The organism is Phytohabitans rumicis, from assembly GCF_011764445.1.
Taxonomy (GTDB): domain Bacteria; phylum Actinomycetota; class Actinomycetes; order Mycobacteriales; family Micromonosporaceae; genus Phytohabitans; species Phytohabitans rumicis.
The window spans coordinates 2766082-2784957 of the sequence record NZ_BLPG01000001.1; the positions used below are offsets into that span (position 1 = coordinate 2766082).

Annotated in this window: 16 protein-coding genes, 2 pseudogenes and 1 riboswitch; of the genes and pseudogenes, 6 read left to right on the plus strand and 12 right to left on the minus strand. The window is 73.1% G+C overall.

Annotation, left to right across the window (positions count from 1 at the left end):
* Positions 1–30: 30 nt before the first annotated feature.
* On the minus strand, positions 31–939 hold the full coding sequence (locus tag Prum_RS11920; RefSeq protein WP_173076437.1) for an LLM class F420-dependent oxidoreductase: 909 nt from the start codon (positions 937–939) through the stop codon (positions 31–33).
* A gap of 60 nt (positions 940–999) precedes the next feature.
* Between Prum_RS11920 and Prum_RS11925 the strand changes: the two genes are divergently transcribed.
* Positions 1000–1785: an SAM hydrolase/SAM-dependent halogenase family protein gene (locus tag Prum_RS11925; protein WP_173076439.1), complete on the plus strand. Its 786-nt coding sequence runs from the start codon at positions 1000–1002 to the stop codon at positions 1783–1785.
* On the opposite strand, the gene Prum_RS11930 is transcribed toward Prum_RS11925, so the two are convergent.
* Complete coding sequence (locus Prum_RS11930) at positions 1778–2527, minus strand: N-acetyltransferase (RefSeq protein ID WP_173076441.1); 750 nt, start codon at positions 2525–2527, stop codon at positions 1778–1780. The two genes, Prum_RS11925 and Prum_RS11930, sit on opposite strands and share 8 nt — an antisense overlap.
* A 34-nt stretch (positions 2528–2561) precedes the next feature.
* Between Prum_RS11930 and Prum_RS11935 the strand changes: the two genes are divergently transcribed.
* A complete protein-coding gene (locus tag Prum_RS11935) occupies positions 2562–3356 on the plus strand; it encodes a zinc finger domain-containing protein (RefSeq protein WP_173076443.1) in 795 nt (264 codons plus the stop codon).
* On the opposite strand, the gene Prum_RS11940 is transcribed toward Prum_RS11935, so the two are convergent.
* Positions 3320–4021: a hypothetical protein gene (locus tag Prum_RS11940; protein WP_218577215.1), complete on the minus strand. Its 702-nt coding sequence runs from the start codon at positions 4019–4021 to the stop codon at positions 3320–3322. The genes Prum_RS11935 and Prum_RS11940 overlap by 37 nt on opposite strands.
* 149 nt (positions 4022–4170) lie before the next feature.
* Between Prum_RS11940 and Prum_RS11945 the strand changes: the two genes are divergently transcribed.
* Complete coding sequence (locus Prum_RS11945; RefSeq protein ID WP_173076447.1) at positions 4171–6447, plus strand: sigma-70 family RNA polymerase sigma factor; 2277 nt, start codon at positions 4171–4173, stop codon at positions 6445–6447.
* Positions 6448–6770: 323 nt separating this feature from the next.
* Here Prum_RS11945 and pspM read toward each other — a convergent pair.
* The 6 genes and pseudogenes from pspM to rimO all read right to left on the minus strand — a co-directional run.
* A pseudogene (gene pspM, locus Prum_RS11950) lies at positions 6771–7563 on the minus strand (phage shock envelope stress response protein PspM).
* Between the two features lie 15 nt (positions 7564–7578).
* Complete coding sequence (locus Prum_RS11955; RefSeq protein WP_173076449.1) at positions 7579–8445, minus strand: PspA/IM30 family protein; 867 nt, start codon at positions 8443–8445, stop codon at positions 7579–7581.
* Between the two features lie 180 nt (positions 8446–8625).
* Complete coding sequence (locus Prum_RS11960) at positions 8626–9108, minus strand: helix-turn-helix domain-containing protein (RefSeq protein ID WP_173076451.1); 483 nt, start codon at positions 9106–9108, stop codon at positions 8626–8628.
* A 303-nt stretch (positions 9109–9411) separates the two neighbouring features.
* Positions 9412–9879 (minus strand): CinA family protein, encoded by a 468-nt coding sequence (locus Prum_RS11965; protein WP_173076453.1) that lies wholly within the window; start codon positions 9877–9879, stop codon positions 9412–9414.
* 37 nt (positions 9880–9916) lie between these two features.
* On the minus strand, positions 9917–10498 hold the full coding sequence (pgsA, locus tag Prum_RS11970) for a CDP-diacylglycerol--glycerol-3-phosphate 3-phosphatidyltransferase (RefSeq protein ID WP_173076455.1): 582 nt from the start codon (positions 10496–10498) through the stop codon (positions 9917–9919).
* 92 nt (positions 10499–10590) lie between these two features.
* Positions 10591–12036 (minus strand): annotated as a pseudogene (gene rimO / locus Prum_RS11975) (30S ribosomal protein S12 methylthiotransferase RimO); the annotation flags it as partial.
* 32 nt (positions 12037–12068) lie between these two features.
* On the opposite strand from rimO, the gene Prum_RS11980 reads away from it, so the two are divergent.
* The 3 genes from Prum_RS11980 (at position 12069) to Prum_RS11990 (ending at position 15227) form a co-directional block, all read left to right on the plus strand.
* Complete coding sequence (locus Prum_RS11980; RefSeq protein WP_173076459.1) at positions 12069–13322, plus strand: D-arabinono-1,4-lactone oxidase; 1254 nt, start codon at positions 12069–12071, stop codon at positions 13320–13322.
* 51 nt (positions 13323–13373) lie between these two features.
* Positions 13374–13443, plus strand: a riboswitch (guanidine-III (ykkC-III) riboswitch).
* 7 nt (positions 13444–13450) lie between these two features.
* Positions 13451–13699, plus strand: a complete 249-nt coding sequence (locus tag Prum_RS11985) for a CBU_0592 family membrane protein (RefSeq protein ID WP_173076461.1) — start codon at positions 13451–13453, stop codon at positions 13697–13699.
* Between the two features lie 97 nt (positions 13700–13796).
* Positions 13797–15227 (plus strand): DEAD/DEAH box helicase, encoded by a 1431-nt coding sequence (locus tag Prum_RS11990; RefSeq protein WP_173076463.1) that lies wholly within the window; start codon positions 13797–13799, stop codon positions 15225–15227.
* A 9-nt stretch (positions 15228–15236) separates the two neighbouring features.
* Here Prum_RS11990 and Prum_RS11995 read toward each other — a convergent pair whose 3' ends face one another.
* The 3 genes from Prum_RS11995 to Prum_RS12005 form a co-directional block, all read right to left on the minus strand.
* Positions 15237–15623, minus strand: coding sequence for a DUF3291 domain-containing protein (locus Prum_RS11995; protein WP_246277829.1), 387 nt, complete (start codon positions 15621–15623; stop codon positions 15237–15239).
* 72 nt (positions 15624–15695) lie between these two features.
* Positions 15696–16328, minus strand: coding sequence for a helix-turn-helix transcriptional regulator (locus Prum_RS12000; RefSeq protein ID WP_173076465.1), 633 nt, complete (start codon positions 16326–16328; stop codon positions 15696–15698).
* 17 nt (positions 16329–16345) lie between these two features.
* Entirely contained in the window at positions 16346–18781 is a 2436-nt protein-coding gene (locus Prum_RS12005) for a DNA translocase FtsK 4TM domain-containing protein (RefSeq protein WP_173076467.1), read from the minus strand.
* Positions 18782–18876: the final 95 nt, after the last annotated feature.

Genomic DNA, 18876 nt, shown 5'->3' on the forward strand with positions numbered 1-18876 from the left:
AGGAGGTATGCCCCAACCCGGGGATCCGCTTCACGGCAGCTGCGGTGCGACCTCCCCGGCGAGCAGGTCCAGGTGGTCCAGGTCGGACAGGTCGAGGATCTGCAGGAAGAACCGGGTCGCGCCGGCCTCGGCGTACCGGCCGATCTGGTCGACCACCTCGGCAGGCGTGCCGTAGATGCCGGGCGTCAGGCTGAGCCGCTCGGCGCGGGACTTTGCCTCGGCCGTCGTACGTCCACATGCGACGGTCTGGGCGGCGGAGAACACGATGGGCGCCTCCCGGCCGGCGGCCTCGCAGGCGGCGGTGACCCGCTCGTACGCCTGGCGCGTCTCGTCCAGCGCGCGGAACGGCACGTTGTACTCGTCGGCGTACCGGGCGGCCAGGGCGGGCGTCCGCTTGGGGCCGGCGCCCCCGACGATGATCGGCGGGCCGGGCGTCTGCACCGGCTTGGGCAGCGCCGGCGAGTCGATCAGGTCGTAGTGGCGGCCGTGGAAGGTGAACCGCTCCCCCACCGGTGTGCCCCAGAGGCCGGTCACGATGGCCAGCTGCTCGGTCAGCCGGTCGAAGCGCTCCCCGACCGGCGGAAACGGGATGCCGTACGCGGTGTGCTCGGCCTCGAACCAGCCGGCGCCAAGGCCAAGCTCGACCCGGCCGCCGCTCATCTGGTCGGCCTGCGCCACGGCGATCGCCAGCGGCCCGGGCAGCCGGAACGTCGCCGACGTGACCAGCGTGCCCAGCCGGATCCGGCTGGTCTGCACCGCGAGCGCGGCGATCGTCAGCCAGGCGTCGGTGGGGCCGGGCAACCCGTCACCGGACATCGCCAGAAAGTGGTCCGAACGGAAGAACCCGTCGAACCCGCACTCTTCGGCGCGCTGGGCGACCCGCCGCAGATCGTCGTGCGAGGCGCCTTCCTGGGGTTCCGTGAAGATACACAGCCGCATGCGCACAACCCTATCGGGCCCGCACCGACACGAATCGCGATCGACCGCTAACGTTCTGGCATGGCCGCCTACGACTGGATCTCGTTCACCACGGACTACGGGCTCTCCGACGGGTTCGTCGCCTCCTGCCACGGCGTGATCGCCAGACTGGCACCGGCGGTGCGGGTCATCGACGTCTCACACGGAGTCGCCCCCGGCGACGTGGCGCGGGGCGCCGCCGTACTCGCGCAGACCGTCCCCCACCTGCCGCCCGCCGTACACGTGGCGGTGGTGGATCCGGGGGTCGGCACGGCCCGGCGGGGCGTGGCGGCACGGACGCCCGGCGGCCTCCTGGTCGGTCCGGACAATGGCCTGCTGCCGTGGGCGGCGGACGCGCTCGGCGGCGTCGAGGCGCTGGTCGAGCTGGCCAACCCGGACTGGTTCCTGACCGACGTGTCGCGCACGTTCCACGGCCGGGACATCTTCGCGCCGGTGGCGGCGCGGCTCGCGCGAGGCGCCGACCTCGCCGACGCCGGCCCCGGCGCGGACCCCGCCTCCCTGGTACGCCTGCCGGAGCCGGTCGTCGCGGTCGGCGACGGCTGGCTGGAGGCGGAGGTGCTGACCATCGACCGGTTCGGCAACGTGCAGCTCGCCGCGACCGGGCAGGCCCTCGACGGGCTCGGGGCCAACATGCGGGTCGGCGGCGTACGGGCGATCCGCGGCACCACGTTCGCGGAGGCGAAGCCCGGCGGGCTCGTCGTGTACGTCGACTCGGCCGGCCGCGCGGCGGTCGCGGTCAACGGCGGCCGGGCCGCGGTCGTGCTGTCCGTGGTGCCCGGCGACGTGGTCCGGATCGCGGCTAGCTGAGCGGGTGGTGCACCCAGACGTTCGGCTCGACGTAGACCGCGTGGTCCTGCGCCATGTCGCAGTGCACCGGGTTGAGCGCCTGCGGCACGCGCACCGGGCCGCTCGTGTCGAACGGCAGCCCGGTCCACTCCCGCCACCGGGCCAGCCGGGCGGGAAACACCATGCTGGTGTGCGCCACGTTGACGATCCGCCCGCCGGCCCGTACGTGCACGCGCAGCCACGGGTCGACGGGTAGGCCGTCGTCGCGGGTCCACGTGACGTACTCCTCGATCGGCACGTCCGGGTGCTCGTGCTTGCCGCTGGGGCGGACCGGGGCGACGAGGTCCGCGAACTTGTGGCGGGCGGCGTTGGTGCGCATCGCGGCGAGCATCTGGGCGGACAGGCCGGAGCCGCGGATGTCCGGCCGGATGAGGATCTCGATCGCGGACACGATGGTCGGCGTCGCGCCGCCCAGCCGGTCGTACGCGGACGCCCGAACCGCCCAGTCCCAGCCGCCGTCGGGCATGCCGTCCGCCGGGTCGCCCTCCCAGAAGATCGGGACGGAATGGCCCTTCGCGACAGGTTGCCCGGCCTCGTGGTCGAAGGCGATGAGCGTAAATTCCGGGTACGCCGACAGGAAGTAGCCGTAGTAGAGCCGCGCCGTCGGGTCGTTGGACATGAAGGTCGGCCAGAACCCGTCGAGCTGGCCGACCATGGTGCCCCAGTCCGGCCGGTCCGCCACCGTGCAGATCTCGATGTCCACGTGCTCATGTTAGGAACTGCGGGAGGATTACCGGGTGCCCGAGGGTGACACCGTCTGGAATACCGCCCGTGCGCTGCACCGCGCGCTGGCCGGTGGGCACCTGACCGCCACCGATTTCCGGGTGCCGCAGCTGGCCACCACCGACCTGTCCGGCTGGACCGTGCTCGAATCCGCCTGCCGCGGCAAGCACCTCCTGCTGCGCGTGCGCCACCCGGACGGGGCGCGGCGGCTGACGCTCCACTCGCACCTGCGGATGGACGGCGCGTGGCGGGCGTACGCGCCGGGCGAGCGCTGGGCCGCCCGCCCCGCCCACCTGATCCGCGCCGTGCTGCGCACCGCCGACGCGGTGGCGGTCGGCTACCACCTGCACGAGTTGGCGCTGCTCCCGACCGAAGACGAGGAGACGCTGGTGGGGCACCTGGGGCCGGACCTGCTCGGCCCGGACTGGGATCCGGCCGAGGCGGTCAGCCGGCTCGCCGCACGCCCGGACACCGCGATCGCCGAGGCGCTGCTCGACCAGACCAACCTCGCCGGCATCGGCAACCTCTACAAGTGCGAGGTGCTCTTCCTCCGCGGCGTCAGCCCGTGGGCCCCGATGCGCGACGTCCCGGACCTGCCCGCGCTGGTCGCGCTCGCGCACAAGCTCCTGGCCGCCAACCGCGGCCGCTGGACGCAGACCACGACGGGCTCACTTCGCAAGACCGAGACCACCTACGTGTACGGCCGCCGCGCGCAGCCCTGTCGCCGCTGCGGCACGGCGATCCGCAAAGTGGAACAGGCGGACCGGGTCACCTACTGGTGCCCGGTCTGCCAGCCTTCTACCAGTTGAGTCGCGCCGGGCAGGTCCGCCGGGAGGGCGACGATCCGCGCCTGGTCCGCCAGCGCCGCGCGGAGCGGGGCGGCGCCGTCCTGCCGTACCAGGGCGACCAGCCGGCCGGGCGCGAGCCGCGCCACCTGCGTGTCCAGGGGAAAGGCCGCGGGCGTGCGGGCGCCGGCCTCCAGCAGCGCGGCCACCGCCTCCCACCCGTGGTGGTGCACCACCAGCAGGGCCAGCCCGTCGTGCGGGTGGCTGTACAGCTCGGCGACCCGGGCGCGCAGGTGCGCGGGCGTGGGCGGGTCGGGGCAGAAGCGGACCCGGGCCGGGGCGAGCGCCACGCCGGCCCACGCCTCGACCACCGCCCGTACGGCCGGGGACGGCGGGTCCCCGTCGTGCAGCGCCGCCAGGTCGTCCAGCGCCGCCCGGATGCCGTGCCCGGACTCCGCCCGCTCCCGCCCGAGCTGCGCGTACGCCGGTCCGGCCGCCCGACCCTCCGTCAGTGATCGGGTGACCGCGTCCACCGCCGGCGTCCACCACTCGTCCGGCGCCCAGCCGCGTTCGCCGGTCGCGGCCCGCCAGGCGTCCCGGAGCGCGGCGGCGTCCGTCCGGTAGCGGTAGGTCGTCCGGGCCCGCCGTTCCGCCGCCTTGGCCGTCAACCATCGCTCGTCGTCCATCATGACCTCACCTCCACCACGACGACTGGTCAGCCGCTCGGTCATGACGCGGATTTCCGGGACGGATTTATCAGGACAACTCGGACGTGGGCGTCACAGCTCCACCGCTCGGCCGTTGGCTTCAGTGGTTTCCCCCGACCGGTGGCAGGACGATGACAGACGAATACCCGAGCGACCCAGAACTGATCGCCGCGGTCCGCGCCGGCGACACCGCCGCGTATGAGTTGCTGTACCGCCGGCACGTCGAGGCGGCCCGCCGGGTGGCGCGCACGCTCGTCCGCGACCGGGCCGACGTCGACGATCTCGTGGCCGAGGCGTTCGCCAAGCTGCTCGCCACGCTGAGCGCGGGCGGCGGGCCGGACACGGCCTTCCGGCCGTACCTGCTGACCACGATCCGCCGGCTCTTCTACGACCGCACCCGGCGGGACCGCCGCGAGTCGGTGACCGACGACCCCGCGGCCCACGACCCCGGCGTGCCCTTTGTGGACACGGCGGTGCAGAGCATCGAGTACGCCTTCGTCGCGCGCGCCTTCGCCCGGCTGCCCGAACGGTGGCAGACCGTGCTGTGGCACACCGAGGTCGAGGGCGAGCCTCCGGCCGCGGTGGCGCCGCTGCTCGGCCTCACCCCGAACGGCGTCGCCGCCATGGCGTACCGGGCGCGCGAACGGCTGCGCCAGCACTACCTGCAGGAGCACATCGCCGCCGGGCCCGCCGACGAGTGCCGGTGGGCCATCGAACGCCTCGGCGCCCACGTCCGGGGCGGGCTGTCCCGCCGCGACAACCGCCGCGTCGACGACCACCTGTCCGAGTGCCGCCGCTGCCACCTGCTCTTCGTCGAACTCGCCGAGGTCAACGCCGGCATGCGCGAGGTCCTGGGCGGCGCGCTGCTGGCCGGCTCCGCCAGCGCGTACGTCGCCGCGCCCACCGTCGCCGGCCTCTTCGGGCGGCTCGTGCGCCGGCGCTCGACCCAGGCGGCGACCGCCGGTGCGGCCGTGGTCGCCGGGCTGCTGGTGCTCGCGATGGTCCTGACTGGACAGTCCACTCCGGTGGTTTTGCCCCCGCCATCTCCGTCTGTGTCTCCGTCTGTGTCTGTGTCTGTGTCACCTTCGTTGGTGGCGCCGACCCCCGTCGCGTCCTATGTGGAGCCGCCGCCCCCTTCCCCGTCCCCTTCGCCCGGCATCGCCGCGCTCGACGCCCGCTTGCAGCCGGTCGGCACGCTCGTGCGCGGCCGGCCCGGCGTGCTCGCGCTGACCGTCGTCCACTCCGGACGGTCGGGCGGGTCGGGCGGCTGGGCCGCTCCGGTTCCCGTACCCGACACCGGACCGCTCACCGCGCACATCTGGCTGCCGCGCGGCGTCACGCTGCGCGGCGGCTCAGCGGGCGACGGTTGGCGCTGCGCCGGCACCCGGTGCCGCCGGTCCTCCCTACCGCCGGGCGCGACCACCCGCGCGTACCTGCCGGTCAGCGTCTCCGCCACGGCGGCCGAGGGCGCGCCGCGGGTCCGGCTCACCGCGCCCCGCGCGGTCGCGACCCGGGTGGTCTCCCCAGCCGGGGTACGCGCCGGCGGGCTCGCCGCCGTACTCGCCGGCACCATGCCGGCCACCGTCGCGGTCGGCGGCAACTCGCTGCTGTCCTGCGGTGGCATGTCGCCGACCTGCGACTCAGTCCGGGAGGGCCGGCGCGAGGCGGACAACGGCGACTTCCGCATGACCCGGTACGCCGACCCGGCCGCCCCACCCGGCTACCCGTACGGCTCGATGGTGAGCGGCGCGCGGATCCCCGTGCGGGGCAAGGTGATGTGGGCCGGGCTCTACTGGGCGGGCACCGGATCGCCACCCGACTCCGCGACCGCCCGACTCCACATACCCGGCGGCACCCGCTACACCACCGTCCCCGCGACCCGCGTGGACCACGCCTCGCACGACGACTTCGACGGCTCGACGTACCAGGCGTCGGCCGACGTCACCCACCTCGTACGCGGCACCCGCGGCGACACGTGGTGGGTCGCGGTGGACGGCGAGGCGTTCGAGCGCGGGGTGAACGCGTTCGGCGGCTGGGCGCTGCTGCTGATCGTCGACGCGGGCGGGCCGGAACGCACGGTCGCGGTGTTCGACGGGTTCACGCCGCTGCCGCGCGAGGCGTCGTTCTCGTCGCCGGTGTGGGGCGCGGCCGGCGCGGCGACGGTCGGTCTGGTCGCCTGGGAAGGCGACCGCACGCTGACCGGCGAGCGGGTCACGCTGGGCGGCCGGCCACTCGGCGACGCCAACCTCGCCAGCAGCCGCGCCGACGGCACACCGGACGGCTGGCACACCTTCGGCGCGGACGCCCGCCGCCTGACCGGCCGGCTACCCACCTCGACGCCGACGCTGACCGCCTCGACAACCCGCGACGCCTGGCTCCTCGGCCCAGTAGCCCTGATAACCAGCTAATGCTTCGCCCACAGCCCCCGCCGCCCGCCAAGCCGCCCTGAGTAGGCCGCCCCCAAGGCTGGATGCGTCGCCGGTGGTCCGATTTCTGCGGTGATCATGAAGTTAGCGTCAGGGCAAGCGCTCTCCCCAACGCTAACTTCATGATCACCGCAGGCTGGCGTCGATCTAGGACTTATCGTGGGTATCGAGTCCGATTTATACCCACGATTCTTCCTAGATCGATTCGGTCACTCGACTTGGTGGGGTACGCCGGGACCTTGGGCCCGGTTGTGGCGGACACATCGGACGCAAGATCCCGCCCTGCCCCACCAAGCTCCGGGGGCTCAGGCGGTTTGGGAGCCTCGGGTGCGCATGGGGTCGGAGAGGTCGCGGAGCTCGGCTAGGCCGGCCGCTACGCCCCTCAGCAGGTCACTCGCCTCGGTGAGGCGGGAGACAGCGGGGTGCTCGGTGACCATGCGGCCGTCTTCGGCGACGTAGCTGGCGGCGGCCGCGACCAGCCGCTCGTACGCCGCGACGCCGCCCTCCAACTGCTCGACCAGGTTGGCGCGGGCATCCTCCAGCGCCGGCCGGGTGTCGGACGGCGCGAACCGAAGCGCCTTTTCCACGCTGGCCACCCGGTGCGCGAGGTCACGCAGGGACTGCTCGGCCACCGCCGCCTCCAGCAGCGCCGGCTCACCCGGCCCGGTCAGCCGGCCGGCGAGGCCCGACAGGGTCGCCGCGGCCCGGTCGAGCCGGGTCCACGGGCCGGCCGCCACCGAGCCGCGCAGGGCGAATCGGGCCTGCTGACGACGTACCTCATCGAGGGCCGAACGCCCGACGGGCAGCCGCTGCACGGCGGCGACCAGCCGGGCGCGGGCCTGCTCCCCGGCCATGGCCGGGTCGAGCGGCGGCGGCGCCGGCTGTGCGGCGAGCGCGCGCAGGTCGACCCAGCGCCACGCGGCCATGACGACCGATCCGCCCGCCGCAGCGGCCCAGAAGGCGTCGGCGAGGCCCAGCCCGGCGTACGGGGTGAGCACGGCAGCGGCGCCCCGAGGCCCCCGCGAGCACACTCCAGCGGCGCGCGGACCGGCGCAGCCGGCGCAGACGTCGGAAGTAGCGGGCTCGCGGGTCAGCCACGGGTCACTCCCCTGCTCAGCCGGCAGCGCTGGCGTCGCCGGAGGTTTTATCCTTGTTGGCCAGGCTGGCCCGGAGCTGGTCGAGCCGGGCGACGCCGGCCGTGTCGGCGGCACTGGCGGCCGGCTCGACGGCGGGAGCGGCGGGCTTCGAAGCGAGCTTTTCCCCGGCCATGCTGGCCCGGATCTGCTCCAGCCGCGACGATCCGGCCAGGTCCAACGTGGACTTCTGGATTTCCAGCATCCGCCCCTCGACGGAGTTGCCGGCGAGCTCCGCGCGGCCCATCGCGTTGGCGTACCGCCGCTCGATCTTTTCCCGCACCTCGTCGAGCGACGGGGTGTTGCCGGGCGCGGCCAGCGCCGACATCGACTCCAGCGAGCGGGCCACGCTCTCCTGCATCTTGGCCTGCTCCAGCTGGCTGAGCAGCTTGGTGCGCTCGGCGAGCTTCTGCTGGAGGATCATGGCGTTGTTTTCCACCGCCTGGCGCGCCTGGCCGGCAGCCCCCAACGCCTGGTCGTGCAGCGTCTTGAGGTCTTCCATCGACTGCTCGGCGGCGACAAGCTGGGTGGCGAGAGTCGTTGCCGTCTGCTCGTACTTGCCGGCCTCGGCCTCGTCACCGCCCGCCCGCGACTTGTCGGCCAGGACCAGCGCCTGGCGGGCCATCGACTGCAGCTTCTCCACCTCGGACATCTGGCGGGACAGCTTCATCTCCAGCTGCCGCTGGTTGCCGATGACCGCGGCCGCCTGCTGCACTAGCGCCTGATGCTGGCGCTGGGCGTCCTCGATGGCCTGCTGGATCTGCACCTTCGGATCGGCGTACTCGTCGATCCTGGCGCCGAACAACGCCATCAGGTAGCGCCAGCCCTTGACGAACGGGTTCGCCATCTCCGCGGTATCCCCTCAGTGTCTGCACTCCGGTCGGAGCCGGCGCCGCACGAGCGACGCGCCCCCGCGGTCCGGCAGAGTTCCATACTCCCAGCCCGACGCCAGTGCGTCATGCGTCCTCAGGGGGATATCCGGGTAAGCACCCGTCCCTGCCGCCCCGCGCGTTAACCCTACGCCCGCTCAGGCGGCGCAGACTACATCGCGGTCGCGGGGCGCGGTGCGCACGTTGCGCGTGGACCGCAGGACGGCCTTGAGCGGCGTCTCCTGCCGGATCGAGACCGACACCGAGCCTTCGCTGATCCGGTGCACACCGGCCTCCGCCTTGGCCGAGGAGGCCGCGGGTGCCGGAGAGGTCGGCGCGCCAGCGGGTGCGGCGGCCGACGACGCGTGGTCGCCACCTTGCGCCGGCACCAGCACGCCCGCCATCTCCTCGGAGAGCGCCAACGTGTCACTCACCTCGCGCAACACCTCGGAGAGCTGGGCACCGAGGGCGTCACAAATCGAGGCGAGCAGCTCGCTGGAGGCTTCCTTCTGGCCCCTCTCGATCTCGGAGAGGTAGCCGAGGCTCACGTTGGCCGCGGTGGACACTTCGCGCAGGGTGCGGTGCTGCCCCTGCCGGCGCGCGCGCAGTGCGTCACCGATCACCCGGCGTAGCAGGACCATCGCACCTCCCCTGGGAACGCTTCTCGCAACCGTACCCGCTCCAGAGCGCGACGACAGCTTCCCACTCCATCGATCTTGCCCGCACAGAGTCACAAAACAGACACCCCGGCACGCGCCTAGCCTCCACCGCCTCGCTCGCGGCGCCACCGCCGCCAATCAAGGACGCGTCGATCAAGGGCTTGTGCGTCGATCAAGGGCAAATGGCCGTGGATCGGAGATCAAAGCACGACCGTTCGCCCTTGATCGGCGGGAAAAGCCTTGATCGAACGGCAGGGGACGCTGTGGCCCGGGGGGCGGAGGGGGTTAGAGGTGGGCGGCTAGGAGGCGGAGGGCCGCGGTGACGGTGCCGTCCCGTACGGCCTGGCGACCCCCGTCGAGGTGGAGTTCGCGCACGTCGGACCCGGATGGGCCGGCTACCGCCACGTACGCCAGGCCGACCGGCCGGCCGTCCTGCGGTTCGGGCCCGGCCACACCGGTAGTGGAGAGCCCCCAATCGGCGCCGCACCGGGCCCGGCCACCCTCGGCCATGGCGATCGCCACGTCGGGGTCGATCGGTCCGCGGGCGTGGAGCAGGTCGGCCGGTACGCCGGCCAGGGTGGCCTTGAGGTCGGTGGCGTAGACCACCAGGCCGCCCCGGAAGACCGCGCTCGCCCCGGCGACCTCCACGATCGCGGCCGCCACCAGGCCGCCGGTCAGGGACTCGACGACGGCCAGCGTCTGCTTGCGTTCGACCAGCGCGTGGATCACGCCGGCAGCGGCCGATGGCTCCATGATCAGGGCGCCCGCCAAGCCGTGGGAACGAAGCGCATCAGGGGGCGCTCCGGAGCCGGAGGGCGCGGACGGTGTAGTCGAGGCCGGTCACCACCGTCGCGATCACCGCCGCCGCCATGATCCACGGTCCGACGTCGGCGAGCCCGGAGGTGAAGGGCCACAGGTACCAGGTGATCGCGAGGATCTGGAGCGTCGTCTTGATCTTGCCGCCACGGCTGGCGGCGATGACGCCGTACCGGATGACCCAGAAGCGCAGCAGCGTCACGCCGATCTCGCGGACCAGGATCGCGGCGGTCACCCACCACGGCAGCAGGTCGTACCAGGACAGCAGCACCAGCGCGGAGCCGGTCAGCGCCTTGTCCGCGATCGGGTCGGCCACCTTGCCGAACGCGGTCACGAGGCCGTACCGCCGGGCGATCCAGCCGTCGATGAAGTCGGTGAGCGACGCCACCCCGAACGTGACGCAGGCCGCGATCCGCCAGTCCCGGTCGGTCATCTCCGAAGCCGTGACCATGAGGACGAAGACGGGCACCAGGAACAGCCGGAGCGTGGTGATCGCGTTCGCGGCGTTCACCACGGGCACCGGAGGAATCGACGCCCGCACGGCCGGATCCGTCATATAGGTGCTCCGCCGGCTGGCTCGCTGCGCTCGCTTCGGCCCCGGCTGCCGGCAGACTCCGAGCTTGCCGCTCCGCGCCAAGCTCCGGACTCCGCCGACCCCGGGGCCGCCGAGACCATCTCGGTCGGTACGGCCACGAGGTCGACGCCCTCGGTGGCGGTGACGGTGGCGCGGACCAGGTCACCGGGGCGCAGCGCGGCGAGGTCGACGCCCGTGTCGCCGGCCACCAGTGTGGTGGAGCCGTCGACCTCGGGGGCCTGGTGCGCGGCCCGCCCCTCGATCTCGCCGGACGAAGCGGAGCCCGAGACCGAGTCGACCAGCACGTCCACCGTCGAGCCGAGCCGCTCCTCCGCCCGCTGGGTGCACAGCTCGTCGGCGAGCGCGAGCAGCTTGTCGTACCGCCGCTTGATCGTCGCCCGGCTCACCTTGCCGGACATGGTGGCGGCCTCGGTGCCGTCCTCGTCGCTGTAGTCGAACACCCCGATGGCGTCCAGCCGCGCGTCGGTGAGGAAGCGCACTAATTCGTCCACATCGGACCGGGTCTCGCCGGGGAAGCCGACGATGAAGTTGCTCCGGGCCCCCGCCGACGGCGCGAACGAACGCACGGACGACAGCAGGTCGAGGAAGCGGCCGGTGGAGCCGAACCGGCGCATCCGGCGCAGCACCGGCTCGCTGGAGTGCTGGAAGGACAGGTCGAAGTACGGCGCGACGCCGGGCGTGGTGGCGATCACCTCGACCAGCCCGGGGCGGGTCTCGGCCGGCTGGAGGTAGCTGGCGCGTACCCGCACGATGCCGTCGACGGCGGCCAACTGCGGCAGGAGCCGCTCCAGCAGCCGCGGGTCGCCCAGGTCCTTGCCGTACGACGTGGAGTTCTCGCTCACCAGCACCAGCTCGCGCACGCCCGTCTTGGCCAGCCACTCGGCCTCGGCGAGCAGCTCGTCCGGCGTACGCGAGACGAAGGCCCCGCGGAATGCGGGGATCGCGCAGAACGCGCACCGGCGGTCGCAGCCGCTGGCGAGCTTGAGCGAGGCGACCGGGCCGTCGGCGAGGCGGCGCCGGCGCAGATGCTTGGGCAGGTGTCCGGGGAGCACCACGTCGGTGTCCCGGCGGGCCACCGGGGTGAGCGGCAGCAGCTCGCGGCGGTCGCGCGGGGTGTGCGCGTCGTGCCGCTCACCGGCCAGCACCGCGCCGAGCCGGGCCGAGATGTCCGGGTAGTCGTCGAAGCCGAGCACCGCGTGCGCCTCGGGCAGGCTGTCGGCCAGCTCCCGGCCGTACCGCTCGGCCATGCAGCCGGCCGCGACCACCTTGGCGCCGGTGTCCGCGGCCGCCATGAGGGTCTGGATCGAGTCCTGCTTGGCCTTTTCCACGAAGCCGCACGTGTTGACCAGCACCACGTCGGCGCGCTCGCCGTCGGTGGTGACCTCCCACCCCTCGGCGTGCAGCCGTCCCGCCAGCTCCTCCGAGTCGACCTCGTTGCGAGCACAGCCCAACGTCAACAGGGCAACACGGCGACCAACCGGGGAAGATGCGGACACCACCCGAGGGTACCGGGTGAGGGACGATCTGCTGCATGAGCGACCGCATCGTCAACTGGGCCGGCAACGTCACGTTCGACGCAAAGCGCCTGCACCGCCCCTCCTCCGTCGCGGAGATCCGCGACCTCGTCGCGGGCGCGCCGAAGGTCCACGCCCTCGGCACCGCGCACTCGTTCAACCGGATCGCCGACTCGCCCGGCGATCTGGTCTCCGTCGCCGGGCTGCCCCGGCTGATGGACATCGACTCCGCCGGCCGCACCGTGACCGCGAGCGCCGGGCTGCGGTACGGGGAGCTGGCGCCGTACCTGCACGAGAACGGGTTCGCGCTGCACAACCTCGGGTCGCTGCCGCACCTGTCGATCGCCGGCGCCTGCGCGACGGGTACGCACGGGTCCGGCGAGCGCAACGGCGGCCTGGCCACCGCGGTATCGGGCCTGGAGCTGGTCGCCGCGGGCGGTGAACAGGTCAAGCTGGACCGGACCAGCGAGCTCTTCCCCGCGGCGGTGGTCGGGCTCGGCGCGTTCGGCGTCGCCACGAGCGTCACGCTGGACCTCCAGCCGACCTTCGAGGTCGAGCAGCACGTGTACGACGGCCTGCCGTTCGACGCGTTCCGGGAGCACTTCGCCGAGGTGATGGGCGCCGGCTACAGCGTGAGCGCGTTCACCGCCTGGGCGGGGACGCTCACCATCTGGCTCAAGCGCCGCGTCGACGGCCCGCCCGCGCCGGCCGGCCGCTGGCTGGGCGCCACCCCGGCGGACGGGCCCCGGCACCCCGTGCCCGGCATGCCGGCCAGCAACTGCACCGAACAGCTCGGCGTGCCCGGTCCCTGGCACGAGCGGCTGCCGCACTTCCAGCTGGAGTTCACCCCGAGCAGCGGCGAGGAGTTGCAGTCCGAGTACTTCGTGGCGCGCCGGGACGCGGTCGACGCGCTGGTCGCCCTGGATGGCATCCGCGACCGGATCGCGCCGGTCCTGCAGATCTCCGAGATCCGCACGATCGCCGCGGACGACCTGTGGCTGAGCCCGGCGTACGGGCGGGACAGCGTCGCGTTTCACTTCACCTGGGTCAAGGACACCGCGGCGGTCACTCCGGTGCTCGCCGCGATCGAGGAGCGGCTCGCGCCGTTCGCCGCCCGGCCGCACTGGGGCAAGGTCTTCGTGATGGCCCCGGACCTGCTGGCCGAGCGGTACGAGCGGCTGCGGGACTTCGCCACCCTGGCCCGCCGCCACGACCCCGCCGGCGTCTTCCGCAACGACATGCTCGACGGACTAGCCTCGATGGACTGGTGAACTATCCCACCAAAACGGGCGGATCCGCGGGCGGCTGGGTAGCCTGGACGGCAGGCGGCGCCACTCGCGACCGCCCCGGACGAGAGCGCTGCCGTACCCGGTCCAGCAAAGACGGCGCGCAGACGGCCATGACCCTCACTTTTATCGAGGTCGGCGGCTCGCTGCTGATCCTCGCCGCGTTCGCCGCCACCCAGTTGGGGCGGCTGGATGCCCACTCCCCGACGTACCTGGTGCTCAACGCCGCCGGCTCCACGGTGCTGGCGGTGATCGCCATCGCACACTCCGCCTGGGGCTTCCTCCTCCTGGAGGCCACCTGGGCGGTGGTGTCCACGGTCGCCCTGGCCGCTGGACGTTTTCCCCGCGATCGTGGCGAGTAGATCTCAGGTAGGCTGGGTTACTTCCACGTCGATCCCCGACCTGCCGCGGCCCCATGGCCTGGGCGTACAGGGCGGCCCTGCTACGTTCGGAGACTTCATGGCGGCACGCCGCCCCCGCACCACCCCTGTGCCCTCTACGTTCACCGACCTTGGCGTGCCAACCGTGCTCGTCAGGGCGCTCGCGGCCGCCGGCATCAGCGCGCCGTTCCCGATCCAGACGGCGACGCTGCCCGACACCCTGGCCGGGCGCGACGTCCTCGGCCGCGGGCGCACCGGATCGGGTAAGACGTACGCGTTCGCCCTGCCCGTGCTGGCCCGGTTGGCGGCCAGCGGCACGCCGCGGCTCCCCGGCCGTCCGCGCGCGCTGATCCTCGCGCCCACCCGCGAGCTGGCCACTCAGATCGAGGCCACGATCGCCCCGCTGGCACAGGCCCTGTCGCTGCGCACGCTCACCGTTTTCGGCGGGGTGGGTGCGAACCCGCAGATCCGCGGCCTGCGCGCGGGCGTCGACATCCTGGTGGCCTGCCCGGGCCGGCTGGACGACCACGTCAGCGCGGGCCATGCCCGGCTGGACGCGGTGGAGGTCACGGTGCTGGACGAGGCCGACCACATGGCCGACCTCGGCTTCCTGCCGGTCGTACGGCGGCTGCTGGACCAGACCCCGAAGAACGGGCAGCGGCTGCTCTTCTCCGCGACGCTGGACGCGGGCGTGGACGTGCTGGTGCGCCGGTTCCTGACCGACCCCGTCACGCACAGCGTGGACTCGGCGCGGTCGCCGGTGGCCGCCATGGCCCACCACGTGTTGCACGTCAGCCGGGACGACCGGCTCCCGGTCCTCATCGACCTCGCGGCCGCGCCGGGTCGCACTCTGGTGTTCGCCCGCACGAAGCGCGGCGCCCGGACGCTGACGCGGCGGCTCGTCGACGCCGGCGTGCCGGCCGTCGAGCTGCACGGCAACCTCGCGCAGGCGGCCCGTAGCCGCAACCTGGACGCCTTCTCCAGCGGCAACGTGACGACCCTGGTGGCGACGGACATCGCGGCGCGCGGCATCCACGTCGACGACGTCGCGCTGGTCATTCACGCCGACCCGCCGCAGGAGCACAAGGCGTACCTGCACCGGTCCGGCCGCACCGCCCGCGCCGGCGCGGCCGGGACCGTCGTCACGCTGATGACCGACGAGCAGGTCCAGAACGTTCGCGAGCTGACCCGGCTGGCCGGCATCAAGCCGTCGACCACGCGGCTGCGCCCCGGCCACCCGCTCCTCACCGAGCTCGCTCCCGGGCCCCGCGCGTTCATCGCCGCCGCCGACCGTCCCGCCACCGAGCCGGCCCGACGCACGGGCGACAGGACCGCCACCGAGCAGCCGCGGCGCACCGGCGGCCGGCGACGGGGCGGCCAGAGCGCGTCTGCCAAGCCGGGCGCCCGCACGGCCGCGGCACCGTCGACGACCGGGACCAAGGGCGCGGCGGCCTTCTCCGCGGGCATCCGGGTCGGTGGGCGCCGGCGCGGCGCCGCCAAGCCCCGGTAGTCCCGCCGATCAAGGGCTGTCGTACGGCGTACGCAGGGTAAAGGCGTCCGGGCCGGGGCCGTTGGCGTCCAGCAGGGCCAGCCGCTCCCGAGCCTCCTGCAGGGTCGGGATCGTGCCGGCCGGGATCCACCACAGCACGAGGTGCGAGCCGAGCCCCGTGTGCGAGAACCACTCCCGCCGGCGGCGCAGCTGCTCGAGGTGGTCGGCGTCGCGGTAGGTGAAGTCGCGCAGGGCCTCCACCGACTCCCACACGGACATGTTGACCATCAGGTCCGGGCCGAACGGCCGCAGCGCCGTCGCGTCGTCCGAGCCCTCGCCGACCAGGCGCCACACGAAGCCGGGTGCGGCGTCGGCGAGGGCGTTGATCACCTCGAGTTCCTTGACGAAGCCGGCCATGGACGGGTCGTCGATCGGGGCGCGGGGGAGGCGACGTTGAGCTGCGCCAGATGAAACGAAGTCACCACCGCACTATAAACCATCAGAGTTGTTTTTAGAGAGCACGACGCAACACTGCCCCGGCGCCGGCGCGAGCCTGGCCTGCCAGCCCGGCACTTCCTCCAGCAGGCCCGACAGCAGCGCCAGGTTCATCCCGCAGACCAGCGGCGGAAACCCCTCCGCGAGTACGTGGAACGGGCAGTTGCGCAGCCGGATCGTGTCGCCTTCGACCACCGGCTCATAGCCGCGCGCCACGATCTCCCCGACGAGGTCCGCACCGGACGCGGAACGGCCGTGGGCGCGCGCCACCTCGTACAGCGTCTCGTCGGCGCCGGCGCGCTCCACCGCCTCGGCCAGCAGCTCGGCCGCCGACCGGTACGCCCGCGGCGGCACGCTGACCGCTCGCTCGACGCCGGACCGCCGGTACAGCTTGGCCGGGCGGCCGGCACCCGGGCCGGAGCGGCCGGAGCGGCGGGCGTACGACGCCTCGAGCAGGCCGGCGTCCACGAGCTTGTCGAGGTGGAAGGCCGCCAGGGTGCGCCCGACGCCGAGCGCCGCGGCCACCTCGTCCCGCCCCACCGGCTCGGCGCCGGCGGCGGCGACCGCCTGGTACGCCGACCGCCGCACGGGGTCGGTCAGCAGCGAAAGCGACTCTAAATCATCCACTCATTGACAATAGAGCCTCACTCGGGCCGGAGCTGCGCCAGCGCCTCTTCCAGCTCGTCCGGCTTGACCAGCACGTCGCGCGCCTTGGAACCCTCGGACGGGCCGACGATGCCGCGGGTCTCCATCAGGTCCATCAGCCGGCCCGCCTTGGCGAAGCCGACCCGCAGCTTGCGCTGGAGCATCGACGTCGACCCGAACTGCGACGTCACCACCAGCTCGATCGCCTGGATCAGCAGGTCGAGGTCGTCGCCGACCTCCTCGTCGATCTTCTTCTTCGGGTCCTGCACCGGGGTCAGCACGTCCGGCCGGAACTCCGGCTCGCGCTGCCCCTTGCAGTGCTTGACGATGTCGTTGATCTCGGTCTCGGCGACCCAGGCGCCCTGGATGCGGATCGGCTTGGACGCGCCCATCGGCAGGAAGAGCCCGTCGCCGCGGCCGATCAGCTTTTCCGCGCCGGGCTGGTCGAGGATGACCCGCGAGTCGGCGAGCGAGGACGTCGCGAACGCCAGCCGGGACGGCACGTTCGCCTTGATCAGGCCGGTGACCACGTCGACCGAGGGGCGCTGGGTGGCCAGCACCAGGTGGATGCCGGCGGCCCGGGCCAGCTGGGTGATGCGGACCACCGAGTCCTCGACGTCGCGCGGCGCCACCATCATCAGGTCGGCCAGCTCGTCGACGACGACCAGCAGATACGGGTACGGGCGGATCTCCCGCTCACTGCCCGGGGGCGGCTTGATCTGGCCGGCCCGCACCTTGCGGTTGTAGTCGTCGATGTGCCGTACGCCGGCGGCGGCCAGGTCGTCGTACCGCATGTCCATCTCGCGCACGACCCAGTCGAGCGACTCGGCCGCCTTCTTCGGGTTGGTGATGATGGGCGTGACCAGGTGCGGGATGCCCTCGTACGAGGTCATCTCCACCCGCTTCGGGTCGATCAGGACCAGCCGCACCTCGTCCGGGGTGGCCCGGGACAGGATCGACACCAGCAGCGAGTTGAGGCACGACGACTTGCCGGCACCGGTCGCGCCGGCGATGAGGATATGCGGCATCTTGGCCAGGTTGGCCACCACGTACCCGCCCTCGATGTCCTTGCCAAGGGCGACCAGCATCGGGTGGTGGTCGCTGGTGGCGGTGCGCGAGCGCAGCACGTCGCCGAGCGCCACGTCTTCCCGGTCGGAGTTCGGGATCTCCACGCCGACCGCGCTCTTGCCCGGGATCGGGCTCAGGATGCGTACGTCGGGGGACTTCACCGCGTACGCGATGTTGCGCGACAGCTGGGTGATCCGCTCGACCTTGACGCCGTGGCCGAGCTCCACCTCGTACCGGGTGACCGTGGGCCCGCGGGTGAACCCGGTGACCGCGGCGTCCACGTCGAACTGCTCGAATACGCCCTGGAGGGCGGCGATGACCTCGTCGTTGGCCTTGCTGCGGGTCTTAGCGGCGACGCCCTGCTTGAGCAGGTTGGGCGGGGGCAACTTGTAGTCGCCGGCCATGCCGGTGATGGCCAGCTGCTCGGCCCGGGTGGGCGGCGGCGAGTGCTCCGGCGGCTCGACGACCTTGCGGGCGGCCGGCACCGCGGCGGGCGGCTTGCGCGGCAGCACGACGGTGTCGTGGACGACTTCGTCCTCGTCCGCTTCCTCCGCGGCGAGGCTGGCCTGACGCCGGCGCGAGGGCCGACGCCGGGCAGGAAGCGGCTCTTCTTCGTCGAGATCCTCTTCCGGTTCGGACGACGGCAGCGGCCGGCCCAGCACCGACGCCACCAGCAGCCCCAGCCGCTCGGGCACCTTGTTGATCGGTGTGGCGGTGATCACCAGCAGGCCGAAGAGCAGCAGCAGGATCAGCAGCGGGACCGCCACCCACTCGGTGACCGCCCGCGCCAGCAGCTCGCCGAGGCCGGCACCGATGAGGCCGCCCGCGTAGTCGCGCTGCGCGTTGGTGGTCGGGTCCTGGGCGAGGTGCAGCAGGCCGGCCGCGGAGACGATGAGCGCGAACCAGCCGACCACGCCCCGGCCCCGGGTCGCCGGGTCGCCGGGCTCGCGCATCAGGCGTATCGCGTACACGAGCAGCAGCAGCGGGAGCGCGGCGGAGATCGCGCCGAAGAACAGCCGTACCGTGTCGGCCACCCGCTCGCCGACCGGCCCGCCGGCGGAGAACCAGACCGCGACGCCGGTGAGGATCGCGATGCCCAGCATCAGCAGGCCGGCGCCGTCGCGCCGGTGTTCCGGGTCGAGGTCGCGGGCGGTGGCGGCCTGCCGGCCGACGCCCCGCACCACCCAGCCGATGCTGTGGGCGACACCCATCCAGACCGCGCCGACGGCGCGTCCGGCAAGGACGGCGAGGCCGGCTCCGTTGGAACGTCGAGCGCGGGAACGGGCCGTCTGGCGGGCACGGGCGCTCGCGGCCCGCGTCGTCGTCGCGCCGCGCCGCCGGCTCGCCTGAGTGGTACGGCCCGCCATAGGATCACACGGTAGCGTCGAGGATCGGCGAATCCTCGCTTTTGGCAGCGTGTCTGGGGTCTTAACCGACAGTTGGCGTGGCCGTCGTATCGTGC